The 13,381-nt window shown below is 54.9% G+C and carries 10 protein-coding genes; 3 read left to right on the top strand and 7 right to left on the bottom strand.

Annotated elements, in window-relative coordinates; genetic code table 11:
• Window positions 1-19 precede the first annotated feature (19 nt).
• The 3 genes from Q0X47_RS07280 to Q0X47_RS07270 are packed head-to-tail and all read left to right on the top strand — an operon-like array spanning window position 20 to window position 3,044.
• Window positions 20-1,255, top strand: coding sequence for a sugar ABC transporter substrate-binding protein (locus tag Q0X47_RS07280; protein ID WP_297724382.1), 1,236 nt, complete (start codon window positions 20-22; stop codon window positions 1,253-1,255).
• 14 nt (window positions 1,256-1,269) lie between these two features.
• On the top strand, window positions 1,270-2,199 hold the full coding sequence (locus tag Q0X47_RS07275; RefSeq protein ID WP_297724379.1) for a carbohydrate ABC transporter permease: 930 nt from the start codon (window positions 1,270-1,272) through the stop codon (window positions 2,197-2,199).
• On the top strand, window positions 2,196-3,044 hold the full coding sequence (locus Q0X47_RS07270; RefSeq protein ID WP_297724377.1) for a carbohydrate ABC transporter permease: 849 nt from the start codon (window positions 2,196-2,198) through the stop codon (window positions 3,042-3,044). Before Q0X47_RS07275 ends, Q0X47_RS07270 begins: the two co-directional genes overlap by 4 nt.
• Window positions 3,045-3,061: 17 nt before the next feature.
• Here the strand turns inward: Q0X47_RS07270 and Q0X47_RS07265 are convergent, their stop codons facing one another.
• The 7 genes from Q0X47_RS07265 to glgA all read right to left on the bottom strand — a co-directional run.
• Window positions 3,062-4,201 (bottom strand): ROK family transcriptional regulator, encoded by a 1,140-nt coding sequence (locus Q0X47_RS07265; RefSeq protein WP_297724374.1) that lies wholly within the window; start codon window positions 4,199-4,201, stop codon window positions 3,062-3,064.
• 34 nt (window positions 4,202-4,235) lie between these two features.
• Window positions 4,236-5,555: a xylulokinase gene (locus Q0X47_RS07260; protein WP_297724372.1), complete on the bottom strand. Its 1,320-nt coding sequence runs from the start codon at window positions 5,553-5,555 to the stop codon at window positions 4,236-4,238.
• 83 nt (window positions 5,556-5,638) lie between these two features.
• Window positions 5,639-6,805 (bottom strand): xylose isomerase, encoded by a 1,167-nt coding sequence (gene xylA / locus Q0X47_RS07255; protein WP_297724370.1) that lies wholly within the window; start codon window positions 6,803-6,805, stop codon window positions 5,639-5,641.
• A 260-nt stretch (window positions 6,806-7,065) separates the two neighbouring features.
• Window positions 7,066-10,278 carry a bifunctional [glutamine synthetase] adenylyltransferase/[glutamine synthetase]-adenylyl-L-tyrosine phosphorylase gene (locus Q0X47_RS07250; RefSeq protein WP_297724367.1) on the bottom strand — a complete coding sequence of 1,071 codons (3,213 nt, stop codon included), beginning with the start codon at window positions 10,276-10,278 and terminating at the stop codon, window positions 7,066-7,068.
• A 60-nt stretch (window positions 10,279-10,338) separates the two neighbouring features.
• Window positions 10,339-11,682, bottom strand: a complete 1,344-nt coding sequence (locus Q0X47_RS07245) for a glutamine synthetase family protein (RefSeq protein WP_297724364.1) — start codon at window positions 11,680-11,682, stop codon at window positions 10,339-10,341.
• A 59-nt stretch (window positions 11,683-11,741) separates the two neighbouring features.
• Window positions 11,742-12,530, bottom strand: coding sequence for an ABC transporter ATP-binding protein (locus Q0X47_RS07240; RefSeq protein ID WP_297724361.1), 789 nt, complete (start codon window positions 12,528-12,530; stop codon window positions 11,742-11,744).
• A gap of 36 nt (window positions 12,531-12,566) precedes the next feature.
• Window positions 12,567-13,381: glycogen synthase (gene glgA, locus Q0X47_RS07235; protein ID WP_297724358.1), on the bottom strand; the 815-nt coding region annotated here is incomplete at its 5' end.

Raw genomic sequence — 13,381 nt, 5'->3', positions numbered from 1 at the left:
CAATACGAAGGAGAGAACTATGGAAGTCAGTATGAGGAAACGGGCTATTGCCTTGGCCGCCGCAGCTCTAGTAGCGATGAGCGGTGCCCTAACTGCTTGTGGCTCAGCAGGAGGCTCCGCCAGCAGCTCAGGGGAAATTGAAGTCTGGGATTATGAGGGCCAAGGAGTTTCCAATGAAGCAATGGAAGCAGCCGTCAAAGCCTTTGAATCTGAGAATCCTGATTTAAAGATTAAACGCACCTCATTTGCTTTTGGAGATTTATCCAAATCTATCGTCCAAGGTGGTGTTGGCGGCGAAGTGCCTGATGTGGCCATTATCGACAACGTAGACAACCAGAATTTTGCTGCCCTCGGTCTGCTCCAAGACATTACCTCGGAAGTGTCTTCACTGAAAGACGAATACTTCGAAGGACCGTGGAGCTCTACGCAACTGGACGGCAAAACGTTTGGGCTTCCCATGAACTCAAATAACCTGGCTTTGTTCTATAACAAGACTATGTTTGCCCAAGCCGGTATCACGGAGCCGCCAAGTACTTGGGAGGAATTGGCCACCACAGCCAAGAAACTTGCTACCGGCGGAAAATCCGGCTTGGCGATTTCGGGTGTCAAGAATGAACAAGGGACTTTCCAAGTACTGCCCTTTGTTTGGCAAGCCGGCGGCGACATTGACAATTACGCTAAGTACGGTGGCGAAGCCTTGAGCTTTTTCAAAAAGATGATTGACGATGGCGCTATGTCCTCGGCCGTGTCTAACTATTCCCAGGAAGATGCCCGCACCCAGTTCACGACAGGACAAGTGGCAATGATGGTCAACGGTCCGTGGGAGATTTCCAACCTGAAGGACGTTGACTTTGAGTGGGGCGTAGCTCCTTTACCGAAGGGACAACGTGCTGCGACCGGTCTGGGCGGTGAAAACATCGTGGCTTTCGCGAGTGCCAAGAACCCGGAAGGAGCATTGAAATTCGTGAAGTGGATGGCCTCTCAGAAGGGCGTTCAGACATTCTGCGATATCTCAGGACAGCTCTCACCCCGCCCGGATTTATCCGGAAAGTTGAAGCTATCCACCGATGCGAATATGCAAGTCTTTGAAAAACAAATGCAAGATACACATGCACGTTCGTACGGTGAGAACTACAACAAGATTTCCGAAGCCATTCAGCTTTCTATCCAGGAAGCTTTAACCGGAGCTAAGAGCCCTGAAAAAGCCGCTAAGGATGCTGAAACAACTATTTCTGAACTCTTGCCCATGAAATAAAGTTAGGCGTAACCATGTCAGCGGAAGTATCCAACAAGACAAGCGGAAAGAATAAGAAAAAGCAGGACAGCCAGCTACGCCTGGGACTGCTCTTGGCGGCTCCTGCCTTGATTTACATCATCGTATTCATGGCGTTTCCGCTTTTCTACAATTTTTTCCTGAGTCTCACAGAAGCTAACGGTGCGAACCTAATTTCCAGAACATTTACGTTCAATAATTTTAAGAACTACTCAACAGTTCTTAATGATCACGGATTCTGGAACGGTCTGGTTCTATCGTTAATTTTCACCATTGCATGCTTGATAACTCAATACGTCATAGGGTTTGCCTTGGCGTTATTTTTCAGGAGACCATTTCCAGGCAACGGCGTCATGCGAGCCTTGCTACTTGTCGGTTGGATACTTCCGCCAGTGGTTACTGGCACCATATTTAAGTGGATATTTGACTCAGATTACGGAATTTTAAATTACATCCTTATTAATATGGGAGTAATTGACGAAGGCATCAAATGGCTAACAGTAGGCCCAACCGCACTTTTAGCAATCATTATTGCAAATCTTTGGGTCGGAATTCCCTTTAATCTTTTACTGTTGCTTTCCGGACTTCATACTATTGACGATTCACTTTATGAAGCTGCCCATGTCGATGGGGCAAATCCGTGGCAACAGTTCTGGAAGATTACCTTCCCTCTGATGAAACCGGTCTCGATTTCTGTCTTATTGCTTGGAGTAATTAACACCTACAAGGTCTTTGACCTGATTTATACCATGACCAAGGGCGGCCCGGTAGACGCCACCACTACCCTGCCCGTCTACACCTATCTGGAGACATACAAGCTCTTCCAGTTCGGTAACGGCGCTGCAGCGTCAGTTCTCACCTTAATACTGCCTTTGGTTCTTTCCTGGTTCTATGTACGTTCCCTAAATGAGGAGGACTTACGATGAAAAATGTTCGTTTATCCAGTCAGAGCAAAACAACTATTTTCAAATCTGTGATTGGGTGGCTTATAATTATCATCTACCTCTTCCCTGTTTATTGGATGATAAATACTTCATTCAAAACAGGTAAGGAAATGTTTGCTAACCCACCCACACTTATTCCGCAAGACTTTTACCTCGGTTCTTACAAAGCTGTTTTCACAGGAAATTACGGCACATGGAACGCGCTGCTTAATTCGATAATCATTTCAGTTTCGGTGCTCTTGCTTACCCTGGTTATCGCCATTCCATCATCTTACGCTGTTGCGAGATTACGGACTCGCACTACTACCTCAATGATGGTTATGTTAACAGTAGTACAATTACTGCCAGCTATCGCCATATCAATTCCTATGTTCGTAATGTTCCGACAAGTCGGTTTGGTAAACACATACGTATCGGTCATTTTGGCGGATATTTCCGTAACTTTACCTTTTGCTGTCATTTTGCTAAGACCGTACTTTAAACAGTTCCCTTATGAAGTAGAAGAAGCGGCGCAGCTGGATGGTTTGAATACGTTACAGACTATCATTAGAATCGTAATGCCAACGATTAAACCCGGAATCGTCATGATTGGATCCTTTTCTTTCCTTATGGCTTGGGGAGAATTTACCTTTGCGTTGACCTTAACCACAAATCAAAATATTCAGCCACTCACTGTGGCTTTGAACCGGATTATTGGTCAGTACGGAACCAACTGGAACGATCTGATGGCGGTAGCAACAGTCATAGCGTTGCCTGTGTTGCTGATCTTTATCTTCCTGCAGCGCTACATCGTAGCGGGTCTGGCCGGAGGTGCCACAAAGGGATAAAACTGCGTGGGTGTCCCCTACCGGGTGAATTTTCCGAACTCGGTAGGAGCATCCAGGAGCGCTCGGAACCCCCGGATGGCAGCTCCCCGCACAGCTGGCATCTCGTAAGCTGAGCTGGTAATTTGCAGGGATCTTTGCTCGTCAGCGATGGTGTGCAAATGCATCAGTCTGGTTACCTCGGCCTTGTATTCAGCAAAAAAGTTGGTCAAATCTCCGCCGATGATGATGAGAGACACATCTAAGATATTTGTAAGAGCCGCCATGGCCAGGCCTAATGCCCGGGCAGACTCGAGTAAGGCAGATTCATTCCCACGCCGGGTTTCCAATGCCTCCCGGCCTACATATCTTTCCAGGCAACCTTGCGCCCCGCATTTACAGTGAATTCCGCGCGGGTCAATGGTCAGGTGTCCGATTTCCCCCACCCAGCCATGACAGCCCTGATAGAGCTGCCGGTTCTCCACAACGGCGGCGCCAACCCCGATTCCGCCTGAGATATAGGCAAACGTATCCAGTCCAGAGGGACAACCCGGGTGTTTCCACGCTTGGGCCCATGCCGCCATGTTCGCCTCGTTGTGGACTTCAATCGACTTTACCGGGAACTGAATGGAACGCCTTATCTGTTGGCACACATCAACGTTAGACCACCCCAGGTTTGGGGCATAGATGACTCTCCTGTTGTCACTGTCAACCAAGCCAGGCACTGACACCGTCACGGAAAAAAATATTTTTTTGACGGAAAGTTGGGAAACAACCCCATTCAACTCGTGGCCGACCCGGGAAAAAACTTCCTCCGGTGGCAATGGTGGGACCTCTAGTTCAAATCGTTTCCGGCACAGTTCCTGGCCTCCCAAGCCCAACCCCAGCAGGCGAATTTCGGAAACCCCAATATCCACTCCTAGTGAGACTAAATTATTGTTCCCCACCAGGACTCTGCCCGGACGACCGGGACCGCCCGTCATAACGGGCGGTAGCTCCTGAATTAACCCCAAAGCGACCAGCTGGTCAGAAAGTCGCGTTGCCGTAGCCCTAGTGATTTGCACCCGGGAAGCAATTGCGGCACGAGTGAGTGCTTCATCAGAACCGGAAGAAAGCACCTCATGGAGCACTCGTCTCAGGTTCATGGCACGCTGGGTGGAAACAGAGACGAACTCTTGCATAACGCTCCTTACGGACCCGAAATCCCCAACAGCGTTATCTTATCAAGTCACCAGCCTGTTTGGCCGCTCCTAACGCCACGTATTCTCCCGGTGGTGCCACCTCGATACCTATGCCGAGCTTGGAGGGCAGTATCTGGGTAACGGCCGGGGATCTAGCTCCTCCACCAATCAGAGTGGCTTTGTTAACCTCAACTCCGCACCCCTGGATTGCCTGCAGGGCATAATCGATAAGTCCCACCAGTCCTTCCACCGCGGCTCGGGCTAGGTGGGCTGGGTCATAGTTTCTCAGAGTCATTCCCCGGATTTCGGCAGTGGCATTAGGCAAATTCGGAGTGCGTTCGCCCTGGAAATATGGAATCATCTGTAACCCGTCCGTATCGGGAACTTGCAAGGCTAGCTGGTCAAAAGTAGACACATCTACACCCAAGAGAGCTGCAGTTTTGTCCATTACTTGAGTTCCGTTCAAAGTACAGGCCAAGGGGAGCCAATTGCCGGTGGCATCCATGAATCCTGTAACAGAGCCAGATTTATCAATAACCGGCTTATCGGAAACTACCGAAACCACACAAGAGGTTCCAATCGAAATAGCCGCTTCGCCAACTCGTAAACCTAAGCCCAAAGCTGCACCCGCATTATCCCCACAACCCGGAGCTATTTTTGTTCCCGCTCTCAGCTCAATCTCGGGAATATCGCGAGTTACTTCCCCGCCCAATTCCTGAGGAGATACAACTTTAGGTAAAACGAGTTGACGTGCCTTGTCCTCGGTAATTCGCAGAGCATGCGCCAGCAAATCATACCGATACTCACCGGTATGAGTATCTAAATATGCAGTACCGGAAGCATCTGAGCGATCAGTGAACAGTGAATGGATATCTGCACTGCCTTGTATTCTCCATGATAACCAATCATGAGGTAGGCAAACCGCGGCAACACGCGACCAAGATTGTGGTTCATGATCTACTAGCCACCTCAACTTCGTAATGGTCAATGAGGCTACAGGGGCACAACCACAGGATTCAACCCAGAAATCTAATCCTTTTTCCTCCACAAGTTGCTTAGCGGCAGCAGCCGAACGGGTATCGTTCCACAGTAATGCATCACGCACGAGAGTCCCGTTTTGATCTAGAGTGACCAAACCGTGCTGTTGAGCTCCCACGCTAACGGCTTCCACATCAGCCAGTCCCCCAGCTTGTTTGGCCGCAGAGATAAAGGCTTCCCACCAACGCTCCGGATTGACTGACGTTCCTTCCGGATGTGGCGCACTTCCCTGTCGAAGAATCTGTTGACTCTCAGTGTCCCAAACCAACACCTTGGTGGATTGAGTGGAGGAGTCCACACCAGCTACAACGGCCATTTTCTGCTCCTAAAGCCTGCACATCTATGAAAAATGTTAATTCACACGTGGGGGTGAGACGACGAATCGATTTCGACTAGTCCCTACCCTACGAGGTGACGCATGGCTTGTTGGTACAACTCCACGAAGTGATATTCACGCTGAGCGGCCTGCTCCGGGTCAACGGTAGGACTGTTCATGAACTCCGCGTAGGTTTCGCCCTCATTCATGGTAGGTTCGCCCAGTTCGAACACTGAAGCCGCTTCCATGAGTTCCTTGGTCAGCGGATCGGCCCGGAAAGCTAACGCTTTGTCTTTCAGCATCAGATACATTTCCATATTGGCCGCCGCGGAAGCCCAAACCCCTTCGAATCCCTCAGTACGCGAGGGCTTATAGTCGAAGTGAATCGGGCCATCGTAGCGGTTCCCACCGCCGGGGAACCCATTGACCAGCAGGTCCACTGTAAAGAAAGCTGAGGCCAAGTCTCCATGACCGAAGCATTTATCCTGGTCGTACTTCAGCCCCGATTGACCGTTCAAGTCGATGTGGAAAAGTTTCCCGGCGTTCAGCGCTTGAGCCAGAGCGTGGTTGTAGTTCAGGTTTGCCATCTGTTCGTGGCCTGTTTCCGGGTTCAAGCCCACGATGTCCCCATTGTCAAGCTGGGCGATTAACGCCAACGCGTGACCAACCGAGGGCAGGAAGATGTCACCACGAGGTTCATTTGGCTTGGGTTCCAGCCCGATGCGCAAGTTGTAACCTTTTTCTTTGATGTAGCCGGCAACAGCGTCTAGACCTTCCTTGTACCGTTCAAAAGCGGCGTTAAGATCCTTGGAGGAATCGTACTCAGCACCTTCGCGACCTCCCCACATGACGAAAGTCGAGGCGCCCATTTCCGCAGCCAAGTCAATGTTTTTCAGAATCTTCTTGAGGCCGAAACGACGAATCTCTCGGTCGTTGTTCGTCAACCCGCCATCTTTAAAGATGGGGTGGGTAAATGTATTGGTTGTCACCATTTCGATAACTAAGCCAGACTGGTCGCAAGCATCTTTGAACTTTTTAATGATGGATTGGCGCTCAGATTCCGAAGCTGAAAAGTTGAACACGTCATTGTCGTGGAAAGTCACTCCCCAAGCTCCGAGTTCGGCAAGTTTTTGGGCATATTCCCAAGGATCTAAGGCTTCCCGGGTTGCCACACCGAATGGGTCAACCCCCTGCCAACCCACTGTCCAAATCCCAAAAGAGAACTTATCTTCCTTACACGGCTTACGCATTATCTGTGCTCCTTTACACTCGTGGCGTTCATTACCAGCGATTCTATGGTTTATTCCCCGCTGATGTGACAGCCTTCCAAAAACCTATTTTGTTTAGTCTTAAAACTAACATGCTGTCTCTAGAGAGTCAAGGGTTTTACTAATCTTTCACGTCCCGAAAACTAAGGTTCCCCGGGGTGCCCATATGCCGCGCCGTACCCACACTTTTGCGCGTTGACCCAATCACTAGGGACAAAATAAACGCAGAGCATCGCAAGGCTCTAATCGTAAAAGATTTGCTCCACGACCCCGCGAGCCAAGCGCGCGGTGCGCATCCAGTCGTCGGTCAAGTCCTGGTGAGCGCCCTCCGCATAGCCTAGCAGCGCCGCGGTGGTCACCAAGAGGCGATCGATGGGCAGCACGTCGAGTTTTTTCCCGGTAGTCCGCCCCGAACCCAACACATTGGCGGCGCGAATCGACATGGCCATCATCCACGCGGTGCGCAGCGTTTCCGCGTCCGGGGCGGGAATCAGTCCCGCACTCACAGCCGCCCGCAGGGCGTCTCCGGTAGACACACAGCGCAACCCCGGCACGTCGCTGGCATGGCACATCTGTAATAATTGTACCGACCATTCCACATCAGATAATCCCCCCGGACCCAGCTTGACATGGCGGACCGCCGCCGCGGTCTTGCCAGCACCGCTGACCTGGCCTCCACCAATCCGTTCGGCCTCCATGCGGGCTTTCAAGCGACGGATTTCTTTCAGCTCTTTCGCCTCCGGCGGGGTGTCAAACCGCACCGGATCCACTATCGCAGCAAAATCCGTGCGCAAGGCCGGCGACCCCACCACGGGACGAGCCCGCAACAGAGCCTGACGCTCCCAAGCGCTGGCCCACCGGGCAAAATAATCCTCCAGCAACCCCAAGTCCTTGGACACCGGCCCGGAGCGACCCTCAGGACGCAAATCAGTGTCGACCCGCCAGGCCCCAGCTTGGGCTCCGTTCAAGATTGCGCTGACGGCATTAACCAGGCTCCCTGCCTCCGCCGCGGCTTGTTTGCGGATTTCTGACGCCGCGGGATCGGTCTCTGTACCCGCTGCCGGGGATTCCGCCACCGGCACGGTCGGCAAATATCCCGCCGCCGGATTGCCCGGCTCTCGCCAGGGACGATAGTAAAACACCACGTCAGCGTCCGACGCATAGCCGGATTCCCCACCGCCAAACCGACCCATCCCCACGACTAAGTGGTCGGCATAATACCCCCCGGACGCTAGGGCGCGCGTCGAGGGCGTCGCGAGAGTCGCAGGCGCAACCTGCGCGGACGGTGGCTCCCCACCGCCCTTGTGACCAGGAACAGTCGGGGGCTGCTGCACGTTGAGCTTTCGCAACGCCAAATCGAGAGCCCCGGCGAGGACGGCTTCACCCACGTCAGTCAGTCGCTGAGCAGTTCGCAGCGGGTCAATGCCTTGCAGCACGTCCACCATAGCCGCCCGCAACAGCTCCCGGCCCCGCACCGCTCGCAGCCGCGCGGCTTGTTTGTCCAGATCAGGTTGGCGCTGAAAAGACGCCAGGATTTCACGCTCCAGCTCCTCGCGAGTCCGCCCGCGCAACTGCGACTCATCGTCAAGCCACTTAATAGCGTCGGGATTAGCGGGCAGCAGCCCCGCCACCAGCTGCGAAGACGACAGCAACCGGGTCAAACTCCGGGCAGCCGTACCCGAATCGCGCAGCAAACCCAGATACCAATGCGTGTCCCCCAATGCGTCAGATACTTGCCGGAAAGCCAACAAACCGCCGTCCGGATCCACTCCATCGGCCAGCCAATCCAGCAACACCGGCAACAGCTGGCGTTGAATCGCGGCCCTCCGGCTCACCCCGGTGGTCAAAGCCTCGATGTGTTCCAAGGCTCGTTTGGAATCGCGGTATCCGATAGCTTGCAGCCGGGACTGCGCGGCGGCGCTGTCCAAGGCCGCCACCCCAGCCGATAGTTTTGCCACGGCAGGCAGCAGCGGGCGGTAATAGATTTCTTCGTGCAGTCCCCGAACCTTTTGGCGCACTTCCTGCCAAGCCTGGGTCAGCTTCGTCCCCTCAGAAAACCGCGTCACATCAATGGAACGCGCCACCCTGCGCAGCTGGGCGTCCTGGGGGAACAGGTGGGTACGGCGCATTCGGTCCAGCTGGGTGCGGTGCTCAATGACCCGCAAGAAGCGGTAATAGTCCGCCATTTCTTCGCCCTGCTCGCGGCCGATATAGCCTCCGGCGATGAGGGCTTGCAAAGCGTCCAGGGTCGCGCGCACCCGCAGGCTCTCATCGACCCGGCCGTGAACCAACTGCAGCAGCTGCACGGTAAACTCCACGTCGCGCAGTCCCCCGGCGCCGAGCTTGATTTCGCGTCCGGCCTTCTTTGGATCCAGCAACTTTTCCACCCGCCGGCGCATGGCTCGCGTATCTTCCACGAAGCCCTCGCGTTCCACCGCGGACCACACAAAAGGACGGATGGTACTCAGATAGCGAGCGCCCAGTTCACGGTCCCCCGCGGCCGGACGCGCTTTCAGCAGCGCCTGAAACTCCCAAGTTTTCGCCCAACGTTGGTAATAGTCCAGGTGAGACTCCAAGGTACGAACCAGAGCACCGTCCTTGCCCTCGGGACGCAACGCGGTGTCCAGCACCCACAGCGCCGGTTCCGGTCCGGTCGCGGAGCAATAGGAGCCGAGTGCCTGCGCCATCGTGGTGGCACGTCGGTTCGCCTCGGCGCTATCTAGGTCGGCGCCGTCCCGGGCTTGTCCCACGTAGATGACATCAACGTCAGAAATATAGTTCAGTTCCCGCGCCCCGGTTTTCCCCATCGCCACCACGGTGAAAGCAATCTGGCCCTCCGGGTCGTGGTCGCGGCGAGCTAGGGCCAAACCGGCCTCCAAAGCCGCGTCGACCAGGTCGCTAATACGCCGGGAGGTCGCCTGAAACTCGGCTTTAGCCCCAGCCGTTCCGGCGTGAGCCAAGTCCTCGGCCGCCAGCTGCGCCAGCAGGGCATAGTAAACCCGACGCAGTTCCAGGTCGTGAGCTTGCGGGTCAGCGACCCAGCACGGGCTTTCGACGCTTCCCAGGTTCTTTGCTCCCACCGCGTTCAGTAGCTGTGTGAGGTAAGTTTCCGGCTCGGGTTGCTGTTCCAGGGGCTCAAGGGCCGCCGGGTGGGTCACCAGGTAGCTGGCAAAAAATTCGGAGGCACCCAGGAGGCGTAGCGTGCGGTTTCCGATTTGGCGGGCACTCAGCGTCTCGGTAATGCCTGACGGGTGACGGGCATCCTCGGAAAAAATCCGATTCAGGCTCAGCAGCACCAGGTCTGGGTCCGCGGTCTGGCCCAGGTTCTCAATGAGTCTCGGGATTTCAATCTGGGGGGCTGCCTGCATAATGGCGGTCAAAAGGGTCTTGGCGCGCCCGACGTCTTCCACCCCGGAGGTCAGCAAGGCCACCGTCTCGGAATACTCTCGAGCCATTCTTTACCCTTTCAGCACCGCAGTCCCACCACCAACTGACGCAGGAACCTTTGGCATTGACTAATGAAGATGCAGCAACAGACGTTTCTCTTGTTCCGTCACCTGGTGGCGATAATCGGTCCATTCCGCCAGTCGAGTGCGCAAAACATAATCAAAAACTTCTTCCCCCAGAACCGCCGGCACCAACTCGGAGGCCTGCAGGTGGCGAATCGCGTTCTCCAAAGAGCGCGGCAGCGCCTCAATGCCGTAGGCCTTGCGTTCAGCGTCGCTCATCTCCCACACGTTGTCCTCGGCTTCTTCGGGCAGCTCCAGGCGCTGTTCAATCCCTTTCAATCCCGCCTCGATAATCAAGGCAAACCCCAGATATGGATTCATCGCGGGGTCGGGAGCCCGGTACTCAACCCGAGTGGAAGTGTGCAGACCGGGCTTGTGATCAGCCACGCGAATCAGGGCGGAAGGATTGTGGTGGCCCCAGCAGACGAAAGCTGGTGCCTCATCCCCGCCCCACAGCCGCTTGTACGAGTTCACGTGCTGATTGACGATAGCCGAGATTTCCTTGGCGTAGTGCAGCAAACCGGCAGTGAACTGGCGTCCCACAATGGACAGGTGGTCGGCCGCCGCGGGATCGTAGAACGCGTTTTGGTCGCCTTCCCACAGCGAAAAATGCACGTGCAACCCATTGCCGGGAAAATCAATATCCGGTTTCGGCATAAACGTCGCCAGCAGACCTTTGACTTCTGCCAGGTCCTCTACCGCTTCACGCGTAGTCACCAGATTATCTGCACAAGACAGGGCATCGACGGAACGCAAGTCGATTTCGTTTTGTCCGGGGCCGCCCTCGTGATGGGAAAACTCGACCGAAATACCGTACTCTTCCAGCATCCGCACCGCCCACCGGCGAAATGCGTTTCCCGGCCCTGCCGAAACGTGATCGAAGTAACCCCCCTGGTCTACCGGCCGCAGGCGCTCCTCCAGACTGCCGGGCTGTTTGAACAGGTAAAACTCGATTTCAGGATGCGCGTAAGGAACGAATCCCAACGATTGTGCCCGTTTCATGGTGCGTTCCAGCACGTAGCGGGGATCGGAGTGCGAGCGGGTCCCGTCCGGGTTGTAGACGTCACAGAACATCCGCCCGATAGTGTCCTGCGGAATGTCGGCGAGCTGGGGCATAATCTGGAACGTCTGGGCATCGGGGAAAAGCAACATATCCGATTCCGCCACGCGGGTGAAACCCTCCACGGAGGAGCCGTCGAAAGCTACCCCTTCCGTAAAAGCTCGTTCCAGTTCTACCGGTGCAATCGTGACAGATTTCAATACGCCCAACACATCGGTGAACATGAGACGCACATACTTCACGTCACGTTCCCCCACCTGGCGAATCACGTCTTCTTGGCGAGAATCCATGGTTTTCTCCCTTCAATAGTCCTTTCCGACGGTTTTCCGGATACTCAAGGTCTCCTGAACTAAAGTTTCATTCTGGCGGTGTAACGGCCCTGTTCAGTGTGCGCTATGTCCAAGTCCAGGCCGTACATGGTGCTCATAGTCTCGCTGGTCAGCACGTTTTCGAGAGGACCGGAGGCAAATACGCGGCCTTCCTTGAGAGCCAGCGCGTGGGTAAAGCCGGGGGGGATTTCTTCTAGGTGATGAGTGACCATGACCATAACCGGACTTTTCGGGTCACGAGCCAATTCCGCCAAGCCGCTCAGCAGCAGTTCGCGCCCGCCTAAATCTAGAGCTGCAGCCGGTTCATCCAAAATCAGCATCTCCGGGTCAATCATGAGGGCTCTGGCCACCAAAACGCGCTGTTTTTCGCCCTGGCTCAAGGTGGCGAACTCGCGGTCCTTCAGGTCAGCCACTTCAAACATACTCATCAGGGCTTGGGCGCGCTGCAGGTCAACCGGTTCGTAACTCTCCCGCCAAGATGCCGTCACCCCCCAAATGGAGGACAGCACGGCCTTTTCCACGTTTTCCTGGGGAGGAATCTGCGCCGCCAGGGCTGGGGAGGCATACCCCACCCGCTGACGAATCTCGGCGATTTCGGTTTTTCCCAAGACTTCGTCTAGAACTTCGACCCGTCCGCGCGATGGGTAAATCCGCCCCGCCAGCATATCGACCAGCGTGGTCTTCCCTGCCCCGTTAGGCCCCAACACCACCCAATGCTGTCCCAGGTGAATCTGCCAATTGAGACCCTCCAAAATGGAAGTGTGATTGCGCCACAATTCGACGTTTTCACACCTTGCGACCAAAGTCATACTGTTCTTTCCTATCCGCGGCTGGGCAACTTTGGGTTAATTGTGACGCTGGGCAATGACTTTTTCATATAACGCCATAGTTTTTTCCCCAATAGCCTCCCAAGTGAAGTGTTCTTGGGCGCGTTTGCGTCCGGCCTCGCCCATTGCCTGAGCCCGAGACGGGTCAGCCAACATCTCGGTAATGCGCTGCGCCATCGCCCGCTCGAACTCCTCGGGATGCAGGGGCTTGCCAGTACCGTCATTGACCTGTTCAATCGGCACCAAAAATCCGGTTTCCCCATCAATAACCACGTCGGGGATGCCCCCGGTGTCGGTGGCGACCACAGGCAAACCGCAAGCCATCGCCTCCAGGTTCACGATTCCCAGGGGTTCGTAAATCGAGGGGGTCACAAACAGGGTCGAGCCGGTCAACAAGGCAATCATGTGAGCGCGGTCCAGCATATCCGCAATCCACACCACTCCCGGACGCTCCTGCTGCAGATCCCGCACCAAGTTTTCAACTTCCTCCATGATCTCCGGGGTGTCAGGAGCCCCCGCGCACAGCACGATTTGAGCGTCACGAGGTACGTCGCGTAGGGCGCGCAGCAGGTAGGGCAGACCCTTTTGACGGGTAATGCGGCCCACGAAAGTAATGGCGGGAGCCCCTTCTGTCAGTCCGTAGTCCGCCCACACTTGGCTGCGGAATTCGGGGGTGATATTAGAAAAGTCCCAAGTCGCCAGGTCAATACCGTTGTGGATGACGTGGACGCGGTCAGGGTCGATGGTGGGATAGCAACGCAGAATATCGTCTTTCATGGCGCGAGACACCGCCACGATGGCGTCCGCGGCTTCGTAAGCGGTTTTTTCCGCCC

This window comes from uncultured Mobiluncus sp., assembly GCF_947254095.1.
Taxonomy (GTDB): domain Bacteria; phylum Actinomycetota; class Actinomycetes; order Actinomycetales; family Actinomycetaceae; genus Mobiluncus.
The sequence above is the reverse complement of the archived record's forward strand: the minus strand, read 5'-3'. Positions and strand labels throughout refer to the sequence as shown.

Bases quoted from the DNA above. Each gene is read 5' to 3' on its own strand.
- Q0X47_RS07250 (WP_297724367.1), bottom strand. From the start codon at position 10,278: ATGGCTCGAGAGTATTCCGAGACGGTGGCCTTGCTGACCTCCGGGGTG.
- Q0X47_RS07245 (WP_297724364.1), bottom strand. From the start codon at position 11,682: ATGGATTCTCGCCAAGAAGACGTGATTCGCCAGGTGGGGGAACGTGAC.
- Q0X47_RS07265 (WP_297724374.1), bottom strand. From the start codon at position 4,201: ATGCAAGAGTTCGTCTCTGTTTCCACCCAGCGTGCCATGAACCTGAGA.
- Q0X47_RS07280 (WP_297724382.1), top strand. From the start codon at position 20: ATGGAAGTCAGTATGAGGAAACGGGCTATTGCCTTGGCCGCCGCAGCT.
- Q0X47_RS07270 (WP_297724377.1), top strand. From the start codon at position 2,196: ATGAAAAATGTTCGTTTATCCAGTCAGAGCAAAACAACTATTTTCAAA.
- Q0X47_RS07240 (WP_297724361.1), bottom strand. From the start codon at position 12,530: ATGACTTTGGTCGCAAGGTGTGAAAACGTCGAATTGTGGCGCAATCAC.
- Q0X47_RS07275 (WP_297724379.1), top strand. From the start codon at position 1,270: ATGTCAGCGGAAGTATCCAACAAGACAAGCGGAAAGAATAAGAAAAAG.
- Q0X47_RS07260 (WP_297724372.1), bottom strand. From the start codon at position 5,555: ATGGCCGTTGTAGCTGGTGTGGACTCCTCCACTCAATCCACCAAGGTG.
- xylA (WP_297724370.1), bottom strand. From the start codon at position 6,805: ATGCGTAAGCCGTGTAAGGAAGATAAGTTCTCTTTTGGGATTTGGACA.